This window comes from Geotalea daltonii FRC-32 (assembly GCF_000022265.1).
GTDB lineage: Bacteria > Desulfobacterota > Desulfuromonadia > Geobacterales > Geobacteraceae > Geotalea > Geotalea daltonii.
In genome coordinates this window covers 1,739,668-1,759,585 of record NC_011979.1, presented here as the reverse complement: position 1 = coordinate 1,759,585, position 19,918 = coordinate 1,739,668, and the positions used below count along the sequence as shown (strand labels likewise).

Annotated in this window: 23 protein-coding genes; 17 read left to right on the top strand and 6 right to left on the bottom strand. The window is 51.9% G+C overall.

The window, feature by feature from the left end; translation table 11 throughout:
- Positions 1–24: 24 nt before the first annotated feature.
- The gene (locus tag GEOB_RS07965; RefSeq protein ID WP_012646690.1) at positions 25–804 is read right to left on the bottom strand and encodes an IclR family transcriptional regulator; all 780 of its coding nucleotides are present in this window, start codon (positions 802–804) and stop codon (positions 25–27) included.
- Positions 805–1,160: 356 nt separating this feature from the next.
- Between GEOB_RS07965 and GEOB_RS07960 the strand changes: the two genes are divergently transcribed.
- Positions 1,161–1,616 carry a universal stress protein gene (locus GEOB_RS07960; protein WP_012646689.1) on the top strand — a complete coding sequence of 152 codons (456 nt, stop codon included), beginning with the start codon at positions 1,161–1,163 and terminating at the stop codon, positions 1,614–1,616.
- 27 nt (positions 1,617–1,643) lie between these two features.
- Entirely contained in the window at positions 1,644–3,272 is a 1,629-nt protein-coding gene (locus GEOB_RS07955) for a sensor histidine kinase (RefSeq protein ID WP_012646688.1), read from the top strand.
- A gap of 15 nt (positions 3,273–3,287) precedes the next feature.
- Here GEOB_RS07955 and GEOB_RS07950 read toward each other — a convergent pair whose 3' ends face one another.
- Positions 3,288–4,709: a sigma-54-dependent transcriptional regulator gene (locus GEOB_RS07950; protein ID WP_041267097.1), complete on the bottom strand. Its 1,422-nt coding sequence runs from the start codon at positions 4,707–4,709 to the stop codon at positions 3,288–3,290.
- Between the two features lie 443 nt (positions 4,710–5,152).
- On the opposite strand from GEOB_RS07950, the gene GEOB_RS07945 reads away from it, so the two are divergent.
- The 15 genes from GEOB_RS07945 to GEOB_RS07880 all read left to right on the top strand — a co-directional run bounded on the left by GEOB_RS07945 (position 5,153) and on the right by GEOB_RS07880 (position 15,242).
- The gene (locus GEOB_RS07945; RefSeq protein WP_012646685.1) at positions 5,153–5,395 is read left to right on the top strand and encodes a hypothetical protein; all 243 of its coding nucleotides are present in this window, start codon (positions 5,153–5,155) and stop codon (positions 5,393–5,395) included.
- 36 nt (positions 5,396–5,431) lie between these two features.
- Complete coding sequence (locus GEOB_RS07940; RefSeq protein WP_012646684.1) at positions 5,432–5,833, top strand: response regulator; 402 nt, start codon at positions 5,432–5,434, stop codon at positions 5,831–5,833.
- 22 nt (positions 5,834–5,855) lie between these two features.
- A complete protein-coding gene (locus tag GEOB_RS07935) occupies positions 5,856–6,101 on the top strand; it encodes a hypothetical protein (RefSeq protein ID WP_012646683.1) in 246 nt (81 codons plus the stop codon).
- Between the two features lie 34 nt (positions 6,102–6,135).
- Positions 6,136–6,303 carry a hypothetical protein gene (locus GEOB_RS20290; RefSeq protein ID WP_012646682.1) on the top strand — a complete coding sequence of 56 codons (168 nt, stop codon included), beginning with the start codon at positions 6,136–6,138 and terminating at the stop codon, positions 6,301–6,303.
- A 50-nt stretch (positions 6,304–6,353) separates the two neighbouring features.
- Positions 6,354–6,878, top strand: coding sequence for a cytochrome c3 family protein (locus tag GEOB_RS07930; RefSeq protein WP_012646681.1), 525 nt, complete (start codon positions 6,354–6,356; stop codon positions 6,876–6,878).
- Between the two features lie 41 nt (positions 6,879–6,919).
- The gene (locus GEOB_RS07925) at positions 6,920–7,852 is read left to right on the top strand and encodes a 4Fe-4S dicluster domain-containing protein (protein ID WP_012646680.1); all 933 of its coding nucleotides are present in this window, start codon (positions 6,920–6,922) and stop codon (positions 7,850–7,852) included.
- Entirely contained in the window at positions 7,839–9,200 is a 1,362-nt protein-coding gene (locus GEOB_RS07920) for a polysulfide reductase NrfD family protein (RefSeq protein ID WP_012646679.1), read from the top strand. The genes GEOB_RS07925 and GEOB_RS07920 overlap by 14 nt, the downstream gene beginning before the upstream one ends.
- Before the next feature lie 48 nt (positions 9,201–9,248).
- Positions 9,249–10,013, top strand: a complete 765-nt coding sequence (locus GEOB_RS07915) for a cytochrome c3 family protein (protein WP_012646678.1) — start codon at positions 9,249–9,251, stop codon at positions 10,011–10,013.
- A gap of 99 nt (positions 10,014–10,112) precedes the next feature.
- Positions 10,113–10,979, top strand: coding sequence for a hypothetical protein (locus GEOB_RS07910; RefSeq protein WP_012646677.1), 867 nt, complete (start codon positions 10,113–10,115; stop codon positions 10,977–10,979).
- Positions 10,980–11,020: 41 nt separating this feature from the next.
- Positions 11,021–11,554, top strand: a complete 534-nt coding sequence (locus GEOB_RS07905) for a hypothetical protein (RefSeq protein ID WP_012646676.1) — start codon at positions 11,021–11,023, stop codon at positions 11,552–11,554.
- Positions 11,555–11,717: 163 nt separating this feature from the next.
- Complete coding sequence (gene thiS, locus GEOB_RS07900; RefSeq protein ID WP_012646675.1) at positions 11,718–11,918, top strand: sulfur carrier protein ThiS; 201 nt, start codon at positions 11,718–11,720, stop codon at positions 11,916–11,918.
- A 180-nt stretch (positions 11,919–12,098) separates the two neighbouring features.
- Entirely contained in the window at positions 12,099–12,878 is a 780-nt protein-coding gene (locus GEOB_RS07895; protein ID WP_012646674.1) for a thiazole synthase, read from the top strand.
- Positions 12,875–13,534, top strand: a complete 660-nt coding sequence (thiE, locus tag GEOB_RS07890; RefSeq protein WP_012646673.1) for a thiamine phosphate synthase — start codon at positions 12,875–12,877, stop codon at positions 13,532–13,534. The genes GEOB_RS07895 and thiE overlap by 4 nt, the downstream gene beginning before the upstream one ends.
- A complete protein-coding gene (locus GEOB_RS07885; RefSeq protein ID WP_012646672.1) occupies positions 13,531–14,490 on the top strand; it encodes a TIGR01212 family radical SAM protein in 960 nt (319 codons plus the stop codon). The genes thiE and GEOB_RS07885 overlap by 4 nt, the downstream gene beginning before the upstream one ends.
- 95 nt (positions 14,491–14,585) lie before the next feature.
- A complete protein-coding gene (locus tag GEOB_RS07880) occupies positions 14,586–15,242 on the top strand; it encodes a fumarylacetoacetate hydrolase family protein (protein WP_012646671.1) in 657 nt (218 codons plus the stop codon).
- A gap of 447 nt (positions 15,243–15,689) precedes the next feature.
- Here the strand turns inward: GEOB_RS07880 and GEOB_RS07870 are convergent, their stop codons facing one another.
- The 4 genes from GEOB_RS07870 to GEOB_RS07855 all read right to left on the bottom strand — a co-directional run bounded on the left by GEOB_RS07870 (position 15,690) and on the right by GEOB_RS07855 (position 19,801).
- A complete protein-coding gene (locus GEOB_RS07870) occupies positions 15,690–18,398 on the bottom strand; it encodes a choice-of-anchor D domain-containing protein (protein ID WP_012646670.1) in 2,709 nt (902 codons plus the stop codon).
- Positions 18,399–18,510: 112 nt separating this feature from the next.
- Positions 18,511–18,957, bottom strand: a complete 447-nt coding sequence (locus GEOB_RS07865) for a YaaR family protein (RefSeq protein ID WP_012646669.1) — start codon at positions 18,955–18,957, stop codon at positions 18,511–18,513.
- A gap of 350 nt (positions 18,958–19,307) precedes the next feature.
- Positions 19,308–19,523, bottom strand: a complete 216-nt coding sequence (locus GEOB_RS07860; protein ID WP_012646667.1) for an outer membrane protein assembly factor BamD — start codon at positions 19,521–19,523, stop codon at positions 19,308–19,310.
- 77 nt (positions 19,524–19,600) lie between these two features.
- Positions 19,601–19,801 (bottom strand): cold-shock protein, encoded by a 201-nt coding sequence (locus GEOB_RS07855; RefSeq protein ID WP_012646666.1) that lies wholly within the window; start codon positions 19,799–19,801, stop codon positions 19,601–19,603.
- Positions 19,802–19,918: the final 117 nt, after the last annotated feature.

The window sequence follows — 19,918 nt, the reverse complement described above, 5'->3', positions numbered from 1 at the left end:
TTTTATTGTGTAAAAAGGTTCTTTTTATTTATGGTAGCCAAGCTTTGAAGATATCTCTTCGGAGGCTTGTATGACCATGGGAATAAGCTCTTTTTCCAGCCGCTCATCGGTAAAGCGCATTGATGGCCCTGAAATGCTCACTGCACCTATAATGCGGCGAGTATAGTCACGAATAGGCGCTCCAACGCACTTTACCCCCACATCCAGCTCTTCGTTATCGATGGCATATCCTTGCGTGGCCACCAGCGCCAGATGCTTTTTCAATTCTTCCCTGTCGATTATGGTATTGGAAGTGAAACGTTTCATTTCCTTGGGCAGGAAGTTGGCAAGCTCCTCGTCGGTCATGTAGGCAATCTGTACTTTGCCGGCGGCAGTGCAGTAGGCAGGCAATCTTGCACCGACACGAGGCACAACCCTTACCGTAAGATCGGTTTCCACGACATCCAGGTAAATGATATGGAATTCCTTCAGGATTGCCACGTAGGTGGTTTCATTGCAGTCGTGCACCAAGGACTCGAGAACCGGTCGCGACTGACGTAGAAGCCCCATCTGCTTGATAAATGTCTGCCCCAGTTCCAGAGTCTTCAACCCAAGTCGATAGTTCTCGGTAACTTTGTTCTGCTCAATGTAATTCCTGGATTCAAGAGTGGCAAGAAGCCGAAAGACATTGTTTTTATGCAACTTAAGCCGTTTGCTCAACTCAGTTACGCCCAATTCATCCACGTCGTCATGGAACTGCTCAAGAAGATCGAGTGCGTGGGAAACTGCCTGTATGATGTATTCCGATTTCTCTTTTTTCGCCATTGGTAACACCTGTTCCTGTTAGATTCAACAGGATTTCATATGCTTTTTTATTAAAGATGTCAATGGTAATTTATACGCCTGTGCCGGCTCAGGTCCGGCAAGCCCCAACTACGACATCAGCATGAATACTTACATTCCAGAGAAAATATTCAATTGTTTTGAAAATTTACATTCGCTACGATTATTATTTTTGAGAATATAGAATAGTGTTTTATACTTGTCAAGGAAGAAAAATTATAATTTTCACAAAGATTTGTTGTTTTCTTGTTGGCATTAATGCCTAAATCAATTAAATCTCATGCAACCGGAATCGTTTTATCTTTTCTTCTGTTATAATTTGCGGAGGTGTTAGCCAGATGCTCAATCTCAGAAAAAAAATTCTTGTGGCCATAGATGGCTCACCACTTTCCGACAAGGCTGCCGAAGAAGCAGTGCGCATGGCAGCCGGAAACCCCAGCCAGTTCAAAAGCAAAATCTACGCCATGTTGGTTCTGCCCAATGCCCCCCGGAATACATTTACCGACTTTGTCCCGGCGGCTCCCATTACCGAGTCCGATGAGTGGGTGCAATTAAGGGAACGTGTGCTCTATGTGATTGAAAAAGACGCCAGGGAAGCCGGCATTCCGCTGGAAATAAAGGTTGTTTACGGCGATCCCGCCGAGGAGTTGCTGAAATTCGCGGAAACTGAAGAGATAGATGTCATTGTTATCGGCAGCTCGGGAAAGGGTTTTATCAAGAGGAAACTGCTGGGGAGCGTTTCCCATAAGGTGGCAAAATTTGCCAAGTGTTCCGTCTACATCATCCGAGGCTGATAACTTTCAGCTCCGTGGAGCCAAGCTTTGAGTCTGCGCCTGCTGCCAAAACTTGTCATCTGGATAAACCTTATCCTGCTGATTTTCATGGCGCTCTTTGCCTATATAAACCTTGAGAGCCTGAAAAAACTGCTTTTGGAAGAAGCGGTAACCTATGCAGACAAGCTTGGAGACACGGTAATCAGGGCCACCCAGCACCAGATGCTCTACGATGACCGGGGTCGCACCCAGGAGATCATTGAAGAAATCGGCAAGGAAAAGGGTATCGGCAACATCAGGCTGATGGATAAGACGGGAACCATCATTTGCTCTACCCAGTCTCAAGAAATCGGCACCCTGCTGGACAAAAAGGACGAGGCATGCAACATGTGCCATGAAACCGGCAATCCCGCCATTCATGCATCTTCCATGAACAGGAGCAGGCAGTTTACCAGACACGACGGCAAGCAGCTTCTCGGCCTGGCCAAGGCCATCTATAATGACGAAAAGTGCCATACTGCTGCCTGCCATTTTCATCCAGCCGATATAAAGGTGCTCGGTGTGCTGGACGTGACCATACCACTAGACCACATGAATGAGCAGCTTGCCACTTACCGCGGTACCACCATCGCCATAACGCTCCTTCTCATGGGGCTCATTTCCCTGTTTCTGACCATTTTCATCCAACAGCTGGTCAATCAGCCGGTACAGCAACTGGTGAAACACACTGAAAAGCTGGCAAGGGGGGAAATGGACGGGACCGTATCCCTTGCCTCCGGCGATGAGCTGGGTGATCTGGCTGACAGCTTCAACAGGATGACCCTAAAACTGAAGCAAGCCAGGGATGAGCTGGAAGACTGGGCCAAGAATCTTGAGACAAAGGTTGAAGAACGTACCAAAGAGATCACAGCAATCCAGGCCCAGTTGATCCGGTCGGAAAAACTCGCTTCCATTGGCGAGTTGGTGGCCGGGATCGCCCATGAAATAAACAATCCCCTTACCGGTATTCTTGTTTTTTCTTCCCTTGTCAATGACGATCCGAAACTGGATCCGGAGCTCAAAGATGACCTGAAGACCATCGTTCAGGAAACGGAACGCTGCAGCAAAATCGTCAAGGGACTTCTGGATTTCTCCCGGGAATCACTGCCCCAGAAAAAGCTGTCATCCATCAATGACATATTGGACCTGGCCCTCTCACTGGTGGAACACCAGATACTTTTTCAGAATATAGCCCTAATCAAGGACTATACCTTCGATATGCCGGACATCATGCTGGACCCCAATCAGTTCGAGCAGGTTTTCATCAACATGCTGCTCAATGCGGGACAGTCAATGGCTAATGGAGGGAGCCTCAATATAAGGACCGGTATTACCGAAGATGGCCTGAGTGAATTTATAGGCATATCCGATACCGGTTGCGGCATCCCGGAAGAAAATCTGACGAAGATTTTCGATCCTTTTTTCAGCACGAAAGAAAACAAGGGAACGGGCCTTGGGTTGTCGGTTTCCTACGGCATCATCCGCAATCATCGCGGCGATATTTGCGTGCAGAGTGTGGTGGGAAATGGAACTACCTTTACCATCGAACTGCCCATAAACGGGGAAGATAGAGGTGAAATTGCTTGCGGCGGGGAGATGTATAGTAGAAAAGACAGCATGCTTCCTGCTCCGACCTGACGCAGTGGATAGAGATCAGTTGTCCCACTGCCCTCTGATGGAAATTCCCAGCTTCTTCAGCAGCGCCTGAAAGTTCGGACGAAGCATGCCAGTCTGTTCAGCCGCCCTCGTCACATTCCAGTTGTTCCTTTTCAAAGCATTCAGTGCAAAAGCCTTTTCAATTGGCTCAACGGCAATCTCGCGCAGATGCCGTTTCCTTTCCTTCAGTTCATAGACACTCTGGGGTATTAGACTGCATGCATGGATATTCTCACCTTCTTCATCCTCAGGCAGAGTCAGTTCAAGGTCTTCCTTCTTGATCAACCCACCCTCAACCAGCACCACGGCCCGTTCGATTATATTTTCCAGCTCACGCACATTGCCGGAGAAGGGATATTCTTCCAGCAGAGCGAGGGCATCGGGAGCAAGCCCCCTGACTTCCTTGCCCATTTCATCGGCGAATTTTTTCAGAAAATAGGCAATCAAAAGTGGCAAATCCCCTTTCCGCTCCCGCAATGGGGGCAGATCGACGGGGATAATATTAAGCCGGAAGAACAGGTCCTCCCTGAAGCTGCCGTCTGCTACCATCGTTTTCAGATTCCTGTTGGTGGCGGTGATGAGACGAATATTGATGGGAACCGGCTGCGTGCCGCCGATGGGAGTAACCTCGCGCTCCTGGAGGACGCGCAACAGCTTTGCCTGGGTAGTGAGGCTGATGTTTGCCACCTCGTCCAGGAAAAGCGTGCCGCCATCGGCAACCTTGAAAAGCCCTGTCTTTGTTTGGACAGCACCGGTAAAAGAGCCCCTCACATGGCCGAACAACTCGGACTCCAGAAGGTTTTCCGCCAAAGAAGTACAGTCAACCGCGACAAAAACCTGATCTCTTCTCTGGCTGTTTTTATGGATAGCAGAGGCTACCAGCTCTTTTCCCGTTCCGCTCTCCCCTGTTATGAGCACACTGCTGTCAGTGGGGGCTACCTGCATAATGCGGCGGTAGACCTTCTGCATTTCCGCGCTGGCACCGATAAACCGATCAAAGCCATGATTGTCGCGGAGTTCCTTGCGCAGGTAAATATCATCCACCAGGACCGCTTTTTTTTCCAGGGCGCTATTCACCTTGGCAAGGATCTCGTCGGGAGTAAACGGCTTGGACACATAGTCCACAGCGCCGTTTTTCATAGCCTCGACGGCAGTATCCACAGAAGAATAGCCGGTTATGATGATGACCGGCATTTCCGGCTGCAGCACCCTGATGCTTTTCAGCACCTCCATCCCCCCCATTCCGGGCATTTTAAGGTCGGTTATGAGCAGATCGAAGGAAGATTCCTGCAACTTTTCCAGGGCAAGATAACCGTTGGCATACGTTTCGACGAAAAATTCGCTGCCACTGAGAATGCGATTAATCCCTTCCCTGATGATAGCCTCATCGTCAACCACCATTATGCGCCTTCCAGCCATGCCACGTCCCTTCACTTCATCATCTGAGTCATGCTCCCACTGCGTTCCGGGCTAAAACTTAATCTGCCTTAACCATTTTAATCATAGTAATGAACAATGATAAATCAAGCAAGCACTTTAATTTTAAAATATGAAATCTTGATAGTTAAAAAAATACAGCTGTATTTTTTTTTCATACAGGCACAGTTCTGACCGTGCAGGCCTTTCTAAAGCATGAGTGTCGGGCGAATCAGCAGCCGTAGCTTGGTTTTGATGTTGCTTGTGCGTATGAATTCACTATACACCTTGGGTTGCCTGCCAAAGCCTTGCACCTGACTTGTCACGCATAACACCATGAAATTTCCAATAGTTATCCACAGAAATTTTAAATTTATTAATCAGGCATAACCAATGCAGTATGCATATGCAAGGAAGCTTACTGAGGAGACAAAAAGGAGGATGTCATGAAAAGCACGATTAAAAACGCATTATTGGCGTTCATCGGCAGCATTTCAACAGCATTTGCTGCAAACGGAGCGGAAAAAACAGAACCAAGCCTGCTGCTGTACTTGTTTCTTGGCTTCGGGGCGTTGATCATCGTATTTCAGGCGGTCCCCGGCATTATGCTGTTCTTTTCCATGCTGAAAGGGATTTTCGTCGCTCCTAAAGAGCGAGTTCTGGCAAAGAAAACAGACAAGACATCCTAAAGCTAGCTGCTAAACCAAAAGGAGAGAGGTTTAGATATGCAAGGACTTCTCATAGCAGACGAAGATCTGGATAGCCGGAAATCCATGGCAGATCTCTTCATCGAAGCAGGATACAACGTCATGGTAACCAATTCTGCAGCCAACGTGCTTTACGGCATCCTGAAGAAGACGGCCCAGGTGGTACTGCTCAGCAGCGAATTCGACGAACTGACGGCAACTGACCTGGTGCCGATTCTGAAGAAATGCGATCAGAACCTGACAATCATTCTGGTTTCAAATGAAATCTCTCTGCCACTCATGCGCAAACTGCGGAAAGAAGGCATTTTTTATCACGCACTGAAACCGGTAAAACCCGAAGACCGGGAGGAGATACGCCAGGCAGTGGAATGTGCCTTCGAGAACCTGCAGGGAAACAAGCCCCATAAAACCCAGAGCTAATAAAAGTATAAAGGAGAAAGCCATGAAAACTCTACAAACAATGATCATCACAATTACCCTCTGGATGCTGGCAGTACCCCAGGCTTTTGCAGCCAATACCACGCGTGTTTACAGCAGCGGCCTTCTGGTCCTGGCATTTCTCGGCTTCTGCGCCCTGGTGGTGGTCATCCAGATGATTCCAGCCATCCTTACCCTGTGGGGAATAGTCAAGGAACTGGTGGCCGGCAAAGGAAAAGAGAAAGAAGCGAAGGCTGAAATCAGACATTGACCATTAAACAAATAGCGAAAAGGAGGAAAATTCCATGCTCGATCAAGCCTTGTCATCAATGGGAGAAATAAAGGAAGTTTTTACCCTGGTGGATTTCTACCAGTACATAAAAGGGGTCGAATACCTGATCTGCATTGCATTCTTTGTCGGGTTCCCCATTTTCTACCGCTATATCCACAAAGACGGGGATAGGCACGGGTAAAGCTTGGGCCACGGAAAGAATTGCTATCTCAATCCAAAGGAGAACCCCACATGTACACAGGACTAAAGAACATAAAAACATTCATTTTCATGATTGCGCTGGGGGCGATCCCTTACATATGCCAGGGAGCCGATTTGCCCGACATGATATCCCTCGACTCGCTTGTGAAAAACTATGACAGTGTTGAATTCAATCACGCCCAGCATATCCGGCTCCTTAAGGACTGCGCTGGATGCCATCACCACACCACCGGCAATCTGGTGGAAGACGCCAACTGTGCCAGATGCCACCAGAACAGCAGCGGAACCAAGGTGGTAGCCTGTCGGGGATGTCATTCCGCACAGCCCTTCTCGGCGGAAGCTCTAAAGGAGAAACGGGCAAACCTGAAACTGTATCACCAGGACAAGCCCGGACTGAAAGGGGCCTACCACCTGAACTGCATGGGATGCCATGAAAAAATGGGCGGACCGACAGGTTGCCGGGACTGCCACCGGATGAACAGGACCGGGGAAGCTCTCTATAACTCCGGGAGCTTCACACCCAAGAAGACTGGAAAAGTTGCCAAGGGGCATTAAAGCCTTGCCTAAAATAATCTTCGTATTTCAAGGAGACAATTATGAAGAGGAGAGATTTCCTGAAAGGTTGCATGCTGTGCGGAGCAGCATCCTCCCTTGGCCTGCCTGCAAAGAAAGCTTGGGGGAGTGGTTCTTTTGAAGGTTATTCCGAGGGAATGGGGGTCCTGGTTGACCTGACGCGCTGCATCGGCTGCCGCAGTTGTGAAGCTGCCTGCAACAAGGAGCAGAAACTGCCCGAACCGAAGATCCCCTTTGACGATCAGTCGGTATTTGAAGAAAAAAGGCGGCCGACGGAGGAAGCATACACCGTTGTCAATCGCTATGAAAACCAGGGCGGCCCGGTGTATCGCAAAATCCAGTGCAACCATTGCAATGAACCGGCCTGCCTCACCTCATGCTTCGTCAATGCCTATACTAAAACCAAGGAAGGGGCCGTTATCTACAACCCGAAGATCTGCGTGGGCTGCCGTAACTGCATGATTGCCTGTCCCTTCAATGTCCCTGGTTACAGCTATTCCAGCGCCACCAACCCTGTGGTCAAAAAATGCATTTTCTGCTACGACACGCGGGTCAAATACGGAAAACCACCAGCCTGTGTCGAAGTGTGCCCGCAGGAGGTCCTGACCTTCGGCTACAGGAAAGATCTGATCAAAATGGGCCATGAGCGCATTCGAGAGACTCCGGATAAATATGTTGATCACATCTATGGCGAAAAGGAGCTGGGAGGAACCGGCTGGCTCTATCTCTCCGGTGTTCCCTTCGACAAGGTGGGATTTGATACGACGCTGGGCAATGAACCGATTATTTCCAATGTCAAGGAATTCCTCGGCACGGTACCCATGGTACTGGCAATCTGGCCGGCACTTTTCACCGGCTTCCACCTGCTGTCCACTCGCAAAAAGGAGCATGAAGAAGAGCACGGGCACGATCATCCAAAATCATCGCAGGAGGATTCCGACAATGAAAAGATATAAAAAGGAAGGAATAGATATAGTCGATTCCCATTACCGGCAGGACGAGAAAAAATGGACGCTGATGGAAAAACTGCTTCTCGGCCTCACCCCACAGCAATATGTGGCCCAGGCCCTGCGTAACCCATTCAACTGGATTTTGGCGGCCATATTCGCCGTGGGCATTCCCATCATTCTCGGCCGTTTCATTTTCGGTCTCAGCTGGGTCACCCACAGCTCCAATGATTATCCATGGGGGTTATTTCTCGGATTTGGTCTCTTCGCCATGGTCCCCCTATCCTCCTCCGGTTTTCAACTGGGCACCACCGTCGAGATCTTCGGCCGGCACGATTTTGAGCCCATAGAGCGCCTGGGCCTCCTGAATGGCCTCTTGGGTTACTTTTTTGCCGTCGTCTATCTGCTGGTGGACCTGGGGCAACCCTGGCGCCTGCCATACCCGATGGTCGTATCCTTTGGGCCTGCTGCAGTACTGTTCCTGGTCGCCTGGCATGTGGCTACCTATCTTTCCGTGCAGGTCGCGGAGGTCTCGGCATCATTTTTCGAGTGGATCGGCTTCCCGGTCGGCAAGCGGGGAGTGCGAAAAATAACCCTCGGCCTGACAGTGGCCGGAATCATCCTCTCTACCTTGCACCAGGGCGCCCTTGGGGCACTCTTCACCTATGCGCCAGGCAAGGTACACCCTCTCTGGTATTCGGCATCGTTTCAATGGTTGCACTTTTTCGTTTCATCCCTGCCGGGTGGACTTTGCATGGTTATCGCCATCAGCACCATTGTCAGCAAGACCATGGCCTGGCGTTGTGACGACCGTTTCAAGGAAAACCTGGACAAACTGACCATCGCTCTGGCCAAAGGGGCCAGCATGGGGCTTGCAACCTATTTGACCATCAAGCTGATCGGCATTGCCCACGATAATGAGTGGGAATACCTGGCAACCGGATGGGGCCAATGGTTCATGTTAGAGATCTTTATCGGCGTCATCGCCCCGCTTGTGCTGTTTGCATACGGCATCAAGAACCGCCTCGTCGGTGTCGTCCGTTTCAGTGCCGTCCTGACCGTCTTCGGCGTCGTTCTGAACAGGATCAACACCGCCATGATCGCCTTCAACTGGAAACTTGCCGAGCGGGAAATTCCCCATTGGCGTGAAGCGATAATCTCGGTAACCATATTCGCCATTTATATCGTCGTATACCGTTTCATTCTCTACCGGCTGCCCATCCTCTACGCATGGAAAACCGCTGACGCGCTGGAACCGGCAACGGAAAAGGTCAGGGTCGCCAAAGCTTACGCGAGTGAGGAAAGACTTGCTGTGGGTGCCAGCTATAAGACGAAGGAAGAGGCTTCATTCCAGTAATTGGAACAGTTGAGGCACATATTTAAATCCAGGTAACAGGAGACAGTCATGAGAGTCCGATGGACAACATACATTCTGGCGATGCTCTTTGGCAGCTTCACCCTGGCCTACTCCATGGAACTCAAAGACAAAACCTTCAACACGGAAAAGGCAGGCAAGGTTGTCTTCAGCCACTCATCGCACCTGAAAAAGAAAAATGCAAGAACTGCCAACGTGGGTTGCAAATCGTGCCACAACAGCAATCTTAAAGAGAATGTCCGCTATACCATGGCAGACATGGACAAGGGCAAATCATGCGGCATGTGCCACAACGGAGCCAAGGCCTTTGCCCTTTCCGGATGCACATCATGCCATAAGGTGCGCCAGATAACCTATAACGTGAAGGAAACCGGGCCAACCACCTTCAGTCATTCGGTGCATTTGAAGACAATGCAGTGCAGTTCCTGCCACAACGCGATCTTCAAACCGGGGCCAAACAAAAGAGTGAATATGGCCGAAATGGAAAAAGGAAAGTCGTGCGGGGCTTGTCATGACGGGAAAAAAAGTTTTGCCCTGAGCAAGTGCACCCGCTGCCACCCCGTAAAAGATCGAAGCTATAAAATAGCCGGGGCGGGCAATGTGGAATTCAGCCACGTATTCCACCTGGATGCATATGGATGCAAGGACTGCCATGCCCACCTCTACAGCCACCGCGGCCACAAAAAAGCAGTTACCATGGCTGAAATGGAAAAAGGGAAATCCTGCGGTGCATGTCATGACAGCAAAACCGCATTTACGGTTAAGGAAAACTGCGATCGCTGCCATAAAGTTTAATAGGGATAAGATGATGTCGAAGGGGCCTCTTGTCCCCCAAAAGAAGCCCCTTAAACACCTGAAATCACGGGACAAACGCAGGACCGGGGAGGTGCAATCATGTTGAAGAGCCTGACAGCCAGAGCCATCGTGCCGGTAGCAGTGGCCATAACGGGATTCGTCGTTGTCTGTTGCATCCTTCTCTTCTCTGCGCTTAAAGAAGATATGATCAGCGACGCCGTCTCCTATGAAACAAAGCTTGCCGACACCATCACCAGATCGACCCATTACGCCATGTTGAAAGGGGACCGGGAGACCCTGAGAAACATCATCGACAACGTCAGCAGTCAGGATGAAGTGGAGCATGTGCGCATCTTCAACAAGAAGGGGCTGGTCATGTTCTCCGGCAACCACGGTGAGGTCTTCACCTATGTGGACAAAAAGGCTGCGGGTTGCATCGGCTGCCATGCCGGGCCGGTAGCGAAATCAACCCTCAAGCAGATGGAGCGGGCAAGGCGCTATCAAAACCCGCAGGGGAAGGATATAATCGCCATAACATCACCCCTTTACAATGACCCTGCCTGCTACACGGCTTCGTGCCACTTCCACAGCGCAGACCAGAAGATTTTAGGAATCCTCGATATCGGCCTTTCGGCTGAGCACCTGAACAGCAACTTGACAGTCCTGCAGAGCCGCATGATCGTCTTCAGCTTCATGGTCCTCCTGTTATCGGTCGGGGGAGTCGCGGCTCTCCTGAGACGACAGGTCTTCATGCCTCTTCGGCAAATCAGGACATTTACATCAAATGTGAACAGTGGTAGTCTTTCTCATGATCTTTCAGGCATTTCCGGCGAACTGACCGATCTGGCCGGTGATGTCAGGTCGATTGCTTCCCAACTGAAACTGGCTGAAGAGGAACTGAGAAAACTGAAAGGCAGTCGCAAAACCGATCACAAGCCGGCCATGGAAGCTGAAGAAATGATGTAACTGCTTTCACTGCCGCAGAGGCCCGGGAGATACCATCGGCCATGAGCAAGCAAGCTCCCCATTCAAACACGCAGGCAAATGATGAGCCGTTGCCTGAGCCGCCAGGCTTCCGGGAAAGCAGGGAAAAGATCCGGCGACTGAAAGCCAGGTCCAGCCATGGGCTTCACGCCTTGGCGCTGTTCACTGCCGTCAGCATCGGGGCGATCAGGGATTTCGACTTTCTCCCCTCCCTTCCAACCGGGATGCGAAACGTTCTCGGTACACCACCATCGGCCAACATGATCAGCACCGCACTTCTGCTCTATGCCTTTTCCGCCATCATCCTCATTCTGTCACGGATGATGGGGGGCTCTCAAAGTTACAGCGGCATGGCTCATGTGGGATATCTTTCCGGCTTTTATCTTTTTTATCACCTGGGAGGGGTACTGCCTGACAATGTCTGGGCAGTCTTTGCCGCAGGGGTCACTGTTTTAGGGCTGGAAAGCTACCACATCTGGACCTTCTGCAATGAAGAGATCAGGAAGGAGCTTGAAGCCCTGGACGAGTCCGGCAGAAAACAGCGGCTGCAACAGTAGCCTCATCGCCGCAAACCCCTTTAAAAACAATACTCTACCCCAAGAAAAGAGTTGACAGCAACTGGGTAACATTGTAATTTACCCCAGGCGTCATCGCAACCACAAGCCGCATCAGCGGCTTTTATTGTTTCCTTCTCAGCTGGTTTAATCGGATGGAGTCATCATGGAAATAACCGTAAATGGAGAAAAAACAGCCATCGACGCGATGTCAGTCCTCTCCTTTCTGCAAAAGATAGAAATCGATCCGAAACGGGTCGCCGTTGAACTGAACCTCGATATCCTGCCCAAAGCCGACTATGGCACGACCATGCTGAAGGATGGCGACCAGATGGAGATCGTTCATTTCGTCGGCGGAGGCCGTTAACGCAATCATTCCCTAACAGGTTGTTGAAAAACGTCGAGAGTAGGCCGAAATGCAAGGCTTAAGCGAGCGAAAAGCCGAAGCGTACCCACTGTACGTTGAGGTTTTGAGCGAGCGATAACGCAGCAGATCGGCCACGCAACAGTTTTTAAACAACCTGCTAATCACCCAGGAGACAAACCAATGTCAAGTTCCGATAAACTGATAATAGCCGGCCGGGAGTTCAATTCCCGCCTGATGGTAGGTACCGGCAAATACGCAAATTTCCAGCAGATGATCAAGGCCATTGAGGTATCGGGCGCCGAAATCATCACCGTCGCCGTGCGCCGGGTGAATATCTCCGACAGGAGCAAGGAATCGCTCCTGGACCACATCGATACCGGCAAATATACCCTGTTGCCCAATACCGCCGGCTGCTATACCGCCGAAGACGCCATCCGCACATGCAGGCTGGCACGGGAAGCCGGACTCTCGGATTTCGTCAAGCTTGAGGTGCTGGGGGATGAGAAGACCCTCTTTCCTGACAACGAAGAGTTGCTCAAGGCAGCAAAAGTCCTGATCAAGGAGGGATTCACCGTCCTCCCCTACACAACCGACGATCCCATCTTCTGCAAGAAGCTGGAAGACATCGGCTGTGCAGCGGTCATGCCCCTGGGTGCGCCGATAGGCAGCGGCCTCGGCATCAGGAACCCGTATAATATTCGCATCATCATGGAGACAGTCAAAGTGCCGGTAATTGTCGATGCTGGTGTAGGCACCGCTTCCGATGCCGCCATTGCCATGGAGTTGGGCTGTGATGGCGTTCTGATGAACACCGGCATTGCCGGAGCCAAAGACCCCATCGCCATGGCTGAAGCTATGAACCTTGCCGTTCGCGCCGGACGCCTCGCCTACAGGGCCGGCAGGATCCCGAAAAAACTCTATGCGACCGCCTCCAGCCCCATTGAAGGAATAATTGAGTGAGATCCTCTTCTCCCTGGATAGATTTCGATCTCTATCTGATCACAGACCGCAAGCAGACCGGTGGCCGGAACCTGGAATTCGTGGTTGAGGACGCACTCCGGGGAGGCGTCCGTGCCATCCAGCTGCGGGAAAAGGATCTGTCCAGCAAGGAACTGTATGAGCTTGCCTATGAGATGCGCAAGCTGACGACTCGCCACAACGCAAGGCTCATCATCAACGACCGTATCGACATTGCCCTGGCAGTGGATGCGGACGGAGTTCATCTGGGATACAACAGTATGCCCATCTACCGGGCCAGGATGGTCCTCGGGGAAAAGAAACTGATCGGCGTCTCCTGCCACAATCAGGTTCAGGCCATCATCGCCCAGGAAAAAGGCGCTGATTTCATCACCTTCGGCCCCATTTACAACACCCCTTCAAAAGCTCTTTATGGTGACCCGGTGGGTCTAAAAAGACTGCAGGAAGCCACCAATATCGTACAGATACCGATTTTCGCCCTTGGCGGTATCAAGACTGACAATGTTGCGGAAGTGATGGCCGCAGCCCCCCACGGTATCGGTATTGTTTCCGCCATCCTGTCGGCAGAGGAACCACGCCTGGCTGCCAGAACCCTACTATCCCTTCTTCCTGCTCCGGAATCCGACCTAGAAACATGATCAGCACCTCCATACATCCCGATCTGCATATAAACTCCTATGGATCATACCTGCGACGGCGTTTCGGTTGTCGTATCAGCAAGGTCAACGTGGATGGCGGGTTCACCTGCCCCAACCGGGATGGGGTGCGTGGCACGGGCGGCTGCATATACTGCGACAACAGTTCCTTTTCACCCGGGGGGACCGTGGCGGCAATCCCTGTTGAAATCCAGATGGCAGAGGGAATGGCCTACCATAGAAAGAGACTGGGCAGCGAAAAATTCATCATCTACTTTCAGAAATTCACCAACACCTATGGTCCTGTGGAAAAACTACATGACCTGTACAGCCGCGCCCTGGCCCATCCCGATGTGGTAGGCATTTCCATCGGTACCAGGCCCGATGCCCTCAGTGATCCGGCTATCGATCTTTTGACCGACCTGGCCCGAACCAGCTATGTCTGCCTGGAACTGGGCCTGCAGTCAATGGATGACAGTATACTGACGCAGATTAATCGCGGCCATACCCTTGCCGACTATTTACAGGCCGTAGAAAGGGTTTCCGGCAGGGGCATGGACATCTGCACCCACCTCATCCACGGCTTCCCCGGCGAGTCCTCCGCCGACTTTATCAGAACAGCACAGCTGATCTCGTCGCTGCCGGTCAACTCCCTGAAGATCCACCAGTTGCATGCCGTGAAAGATACCCGGCTGGCGGAGTGGTATTATGACGGCCGTTTTGTTCCACTGACACATCAGCAGTATGTGGCAGACCTCTGTGACTTCCTGGAGCTCACCCCCCCGTCCGTTACCATCCAGCGGCTCTACGGCTCCGCCCCACTGGCCATTCGCGTTGCTCCCACCTGGGGCCTTAAAAACAACCAGATGTGGTATTCGGTGGTGAACGAACTCAAGAGACGCGGCACTTGGCAGGGATGCAGGCTGGCAGAAGGCGGACGGAACGTCAGCAACCTCTGATAGGAGGCGGGCTTTCCATGACGACCAATCACTGCCCAGCGAGGTAAAAGGGCTCTGGGCCAGCCGTCGGAACTTTTATTCTTGCGAGGTAGACAATGAAGACTATCACCATAAGCGGCACGGACAAAGAATTCCAGATAGGCAAGATCCTGTGCATCGCCCGCAATTACGTGGATCATATCAAAGAATTGAGCAATGAGATGCCACAGGCACCTGTCGTCTTCATGAAGCCTGCCACTTCCGTCATTTTTCAGGGTGAGCCGATCATTATCCCCATCCATTCCAGCGATTGCCACCATGAGGCGGAGTTGGCCATACTTATCGGGAAACCGGGCAAAGACATTCCTGCAGCAAAGGCACTGGAGCACATTGCCGGATATGGGATGGCCATCGACCTGACCCTGCGGGATGTGCAGGCAGAACTGAAAAAGAAAGGCCTGCCGTGGGATATTGCCAAGGGCTTCGACACGGCCTGTCCCCTTTCGGGCTTCGTGGCTGCTGCAACTGTGGCCGATCCCCAGAATCTGCAGATCAGGCTCTCCGTCAACGGCCAGCTCAGGCAGGACGGCAATACTTCCCTGATGATCCATTCCGTGGCGGCCATGATCAGCTATATGTCCGGCATTTTCACCCTTGAGGCCGGCGACGTCATTCTCACCGGGACCCCGGCCGGAGTCGGACCAATCAAGTCAGGAGACAGCATCGAAGCAGAGATTCCCGGGGTCGGACAACTGCAATTAAAAGTCGCATAATCATATTATTATAATTCTTGCATACTTGACATTTCAGGCGGCAAAACGTTACCTTCTCATTAAGATAAAAATGTGGAGGTGACCATGGATTCGAAAAAGATCTGTCCGGAATGTCAGGCTGAGATGATCCTGCTTCCCGGCTGAGGTGGCCTCTTCTGGCGGTGCCAGAAGTGCGGCAGGAAACAGTCGGTCGGCGGCAGCGATGCCGGTAGCTGCGGGTGCAATTGAAGCTTCAAAAATGACAGGGCCTGCTTCCTTCGGGAAAGCAGGCCTTTTTTGTTGCGCTAGGAGTCTGTGGGACTTAGAATGAATCGGCTGCGAAAATGGCAAATCGGTCCGGATCTCCGTAAATTTCGACAAACAGGTCCACTATTCGCTCTCAAATTTCCAAATATCCGTCCTCGATTTTCCATTCTCTCGCTTTCGATCCCTAAGTCCGACAGACTCCTAGATGATCTGGAAATTTTCCAGAATCAATGTCCCATTGGCGATGGTCAACGAACCCTGGATGTTAGTAAATCCGGTCTGGCTTAGAAATGAATAGTCAGACCACCCGCCACTCAAAGTCAGGCTTTTTCCCGCTTGGTTCATGACCACATTTTCCACGTATGTTGTGATGGGAAGCTTGATGATGTCATCGCCAAGGGCAGCATCAATTATGGCCTGCAGTGACGTCACACGGATAAAACTTGCCGTGGCGTTAACTGCATTGTTCATTGTTATGAAGCAGGAATCGCCCATGGTCATGGGGCAGCCGCTCCAGCCGGAAAAGTAGGAAGTGCTGTCGGCAGATGGAGTTAAAATGATTGAGCTGCCTCTTTCAAAAGCACCACAGTATATGGAAGCGGGGCTGCAAACCAAGCCTGCATCAACTGGAGGTTCTGCTGACACAGATACTCCTCCGCTACCGGTACCGCCGAGAAAGACGGAGAGTGAAAAAGCGCCTATACCATTGAGGCCGACATTTACAATGGGCGTATTCCCGGAGTTGGATGCCAATTCCAGATTTGCTGCGTAAGGTCCACCGGAAGGAGGCGCAAAAATCAGATTTAGAGTGCAACTGCCGCCGGGGAGGATGGTCGGGGTGAGGCTGGAACAGGTACCGGGAGTGACGCTGAATGCCGCGGCGCCAGCGCCTGTGATGGCAAGGGAACCAATAACAAGGTCAGATGCTCCGCCGTTACTGATAGTCACTGTTTGTGAAGCCGAGTTTCCCGATGCCACGCGGTATCCCAGATCCAGGGCGGGGGGAGAAACGCAGATGTCCTGGGTGCTGGTCAGGGAGAAAACACCGCCCCCCCAGGTCCCCGCATATATGGTGGCCGGAGATGTCCCGGCAACGGCAACGGCATAAATGTCCCCATTGGTCAGCCCTGTGTTCAAGGTGTTCCATGTTGCAGCGGCGTCTCTGCTTACAAAGACGCCGCTGTCTGTACCTGCGTAAATTATGACGGGAGCAGTACCGGTAAATGTCAGGTTGTAGACGTTAATCTCGCCAATGCCGCTACTGGCCGAAGTCCAGTTGACACCGCCATTGGTGCTTTTATATACACCGCCACAGGTGGCCGCATAAAGGGTGCTGTCAGCAGTCGGATCGGCAGCCAGCCCGTAGACTACACCACAGGGGGCTAGCCCGGTATTGCTCTGGATCCACTCAACCCCTCCATTGCTGCTCCGGTAAAAACCTGTCCCTGTTCCGGCATAGACAACCGAGTTGGCTGCAGTCAGCACGGACCAGACCTCGGTGTCTGCAGGAATTCCATTGCTGCACAGGTTCCAGGCGCTCCCGCCGCTGCTGATGAAGATCCCACTGTTGGTGCCTGCATAGACCACCTGCGGATTAGCCGCATCCATGGCCACCGCATGAACCAGAGCAGAAGATATCCCGGTATTGGCAGCCATCCAGCTTGCACCGCCGTCGGCGCTTTTGTAGACGCCGCTGCCCCAGGTACCGGCATAAAGCTGGGTGGGAGACATGGGATTCACCAACAACGCCTCCACATCCCTATTACCCAGCCCACTTGAACTTGATAACCAGGTTGCGCCGCCATCGGTGCTTATATGAATTCCGTCGATGGAACCTGCATAAACTGTTGCAGGTGCGCTGGGATCGGTGACAACCGCTTGGACAAAGGTATTGCCCAAGCCCAGATTGGCACTCTGCCAGTCGTTACCCGAATTACTGGTTTTAAAGACCCCTCCACCCCAGGTGCCGGCAAAGAGCGAGCTATTGGTTGTGTCACTGGGGTCGAATATTATCGTCTGGACATTGCCATTGGTAAGGCCATTGGCAACGAGGGTCCAGTTGTCACCTGAATCGGCGCTGCCGAATATTCCGGCGGTGGTCCCGGCGAAAACCTTTGCCGGGTCGGCAGGATTTATGGCCAAGGCATAAGCGGAACTGCCGGAGAGTCCGGCGGAGGTCCAGGTGGTGCCGTCGTTGCTCCTGAAGATTCCGGCACCTGTTGCCGCATAAAGCGTGGCTGGTGTCACGGAGGAAATGGCAATATCCCGTGTCCAGCCCGTATCGGCAACCAGGCTCCAGTTGGCTCCCCCATCGGGGCTCCTGAAAATCCCGTTTGCGGTGGCTACATACACTGTTGTGGTCAAGCGGGGATCGACGACGAGAGCGTTGACCTGAGCCGTGGGAATACCTGCATTTGCTCCATTCCAGGTGGCACCGCCATCGGTGCTTTTGTAAACCCCGCCGCCGTCGGTGCCGGCATAGAGAGTACTGCTGTCTGCAGGATCTACCGCAAGGGCATAAACAAAGGCAGGGGAGGCAGCAAGTCGGCTCCAGCTGCTGCCCGCGTCAAGGCTCTTGTAAATTCCGTTTCCATAGGTTGCTGCATAAAGATTGGCGGGGGCTGCAGGATCGGCCGCCAGGGCGAAGACGGTGGGATTGCCAAGGCCATTGTTGACGGCGACCCAATGGGCGCCACCATCACTGCTTTTAAAGACACCGCCGTTCTGGGTTCCGGCATAGAGGATGGAAGGAGAAATTGCCAGCAGGCATTCCACATCCCCACCCCAGGGGCCGAGGCCGGTCCACTGGCCGGTGGCGGCAAATGCCACACTTGGGAAATGCCATATGCTGCAGAAACAAAAGAAAGCCAGAAAACCCAAGATGGAAAACTTTTCCCTCAACAGTTTCATGAAGCCCCTCCCGCCAGCTCTATTTTTAAAGCCCCTTAACAATGAATGACAATAATACTGCAAGCAACTTTTTTCAAGCAATAAGACTGCAATTATGGATCATTGCCGAGTCTCACAGGTGAAAATCCACCACCATTCCTTTTATCTTCATGATCTGGGCCGTTATCTTGATGTGGTTCCTCTGCTCCTGCATGATCAGGTGGTAGAGGGCGTCCGCCTCCCGATCTATGATGGTGATAATCTCATGACAGCGCTGGCCGGGGCTGCCTTCAATCTCCAGTCGGTAGGCCTCTGCGGTCACTTTTTTGGCAAAGGCGGAAATGAGGCTGCGAAAGATCTTGAAGTTGACGATGGTGGGTTCTTTTTCCAGACTATCTCCGGCCTGGTCAATCTCTTCCTTGAGTTCCTGAAGCTGCCCGGCATAGTCGGCTGCATCCCTGGAAATCAGCCCAAGTTTTTTGGCAAAGAGGGAACTTCCGGACTCAAGAACCTTTCTGGAGGCAACACCCTTGTTTTTTTTGTCGACCTGCCGCGATCCCGGTTTGTCGTTGATACGCATCGTCATCTCCTGCACATTTGCTTTTGCATTTCAATAGTATTCTTCCGCATACTCCGGGGGCGTATTCAGGTATCCCGGCATGGTAGCGGCCATGGCAATGGCGGAATCCACCTTTGCCATGGGCCGAAAGTGGTCCTTTAGGTAATTGCCAGCCAGGTTGAGGAAATTGGAGACACGGTTGGAGCGGAGAATGGTTTTTTAGGACTTAGTCTGACAGGTTTTCCCTTGTACATCCCGCAAAAGGTGCACTGATTCTGGGAGCAACCAAGGGTAATCTGGAAAATGAGGCTCCCCGCTTCATTGGGAGGCCTGAGTAAGGGTTCGATGTAGCTGGGCATCCGGCAGCCCCTCTATTTGAGAGTTTTCAAGCGCTCTTCGGCTTGCCTGCCACTCTCAGTGCCCGGATACTTCCTGACTATTTCCCCGTAGAGCTGTTTGGCATGTTCCAGGTTGTGCTGTTTTTCCTCGAACTGTGCGGTTTCCAGCAGCTGCTTGCCATTATCGCCTGAGCAGCCCGCAAAGCTGAGCGGACAGATCAGCAACAGAACCAGAAAGAGATGACGCATGGATGTACCTCCCATAAGATTGCACCAAATAAAAAGGCCCCGAATCGCTTCGGGGCCTTGTGGTTATAAGCTAAATCCTAATCTTTATTGACGTTGGCCGCCTGCGGCCCTTTCGCTCCCTGGATAACATCGAAGGTCACTGCCTGCCCTTCGGCCAGTGACTTGAATCCGTCACCCTGTATGGAGGAGAAATGAACGAATACATCTTCGCCATTTTCCTGCTCAATAAACCCGAACCCCTTCGCATCATTGAACCATTTCACCACACCTTTTGCCATGCTCTGTTCTCCTGTAACAACCGCTTGTTCTATAAATAGGGCTTACTCCGGGGCCCGTGGAATCTCCTGCGTATTTACACCGTTTTGCAGAAAACTGTCAAGATGATTATTTGTGTG

Coding starts and splice junctions, on each gene's coding strand:
- GEOB_RS07965 (WP_012646690.1), bottom strand. CDS start 804: ATGGCGAAAAAAGAGAAATCGGAATACATCATACAGGCAGTTTCCCAC.
- GEOB_RS07960 (WP_012646689.1), top strand. CDS start 1,161: ATGCTCAATCTCAGAAAAAAAATTCTTGTGGCCATAGATGGCTCACCA.
- GEOB_RS07950 (WP_041267097.1), bottom strand. CDS start 4,709: ATGGCTGGAAGGCGCATAATGGTGGTTGACGATGAGGCTATCATCAGG.
- GEOB_RS07945 (WP_012646685.1), top strand. CDS start 5,153: ATGAAAAGCACGATTAAAAACGCATTATTGGCGTTCATCGGCAGCATT.
- GEOB_RS07940 (WP_012646684.1), top strand. CDS start 5,432: ATGCAAGGACTTCTCATAGCAGACGAAGATCTGGATAGCCGGAAATCC.
- GEOB_RS07935 (WP_012646683.1), top strand. CDS start 5,856: ATGAAAACTCTACAAACAATGATCATCACAATTACCCTCTGGATGCTG.
- GEOB_RS20290 (WP_012646682.1), top strand. CDS start 6,136: ATGCTCGATCAAGCCTTGTCATCAATGGGAGAAATAAAGGAAGTTTTT.
- GEOB_RS07930 (WP_012646681.1), top strand. CDS start 6,354: ATGTACACAGGACTAAAGAACATAAAAACATTCATTTTCATGATTGCG.
- GEOB_RS07925 (WP_012646680.1), top strand. CDS start 6,920: ATGAAGAGGAGAGATTTCCTGAAAGGTTGCATGCTGTGCGGAGCAGCA.
- GEOB_RS07920 (WP_012646679.1), top strand. CDS start 7,839: ATGAAAAGATATAAAAAGGAAGGAATAGATATAGTCGATTCCCATTAC.
- GEOB_RS07915 (WP_012646678.1), top strand. CDS start 9,249: ATGAGAGTCCGATGGACAACATACATTCTGGCGATGCTCTTTGGCAGC.
- GEOB_RS07910 (WP_012646677.1), top strand. CDS start 10,113: ATGTTGAAGAGCCTGACAGCCAGAGCCATCGTGCCGGTAGCAGTGGCC.
- GEOB_RS07905 (WP_012646676.1), top strand. CDS start 11,021: ATGAGCAAGCAAGCTCCCCATTCAAACACGCAGGCAAATGATGAGCCG.
- thiS (WP_012646675.1), top strand. CDS start 11,718: ATGGAAATAACCGTAAATGGAGAAAAAACAGCCATCGACGCGATGTCA.
- GEOB_RS07895 (WP_012646674.1), top strand. CDS start 12,099: ATGTCAAGTTCCGATAAACTGATAATAGCCGGCCGGGAGTTCAATTCC.
- GEOB_RS07885 (WP_012646672.1), top strand. CDS start 13,531: ATGATCAGCACCTCCATACATCCCGATCTGCATATAAACTCCTATGGA.
- GEOB_RS07880 (WP_012646671.1), top strand. CDS start 14,586: ATGAAGACTATCACCATAAGCGGCACGGACAAAGAATTCCAGATAGGC.
- GEOB_RS07870 (WP_012646670.1), bottom strand. CDS start 18,398: ATGAAACTGTTGAGGGAAAAGTTTTCCATCTTGGGTTTTCTGGCTTTC.
- GEOB_RS07865 (WP_012646669.1), bottom strand. CDS start 18,957: ATGCGTATCAACGACAAACCGGGATCGCGGCAGGTCGACAAAAAAAAC.
- GEOB_RS07860 (WP_012646667.1), bottom strand. CDS start 19,523: ATGCGTCATCTCTTTCTGGTTCTGTTGCTGATCTGTCCGCTCAGCTTT.
- GEOB_RS07855 (WP_012646666.1), bottom strand. CDS start 19,801: ATGGCAAAAGGTGTGGTGAAATGGTTCAATGATGCGAAGGGGTTCGGG.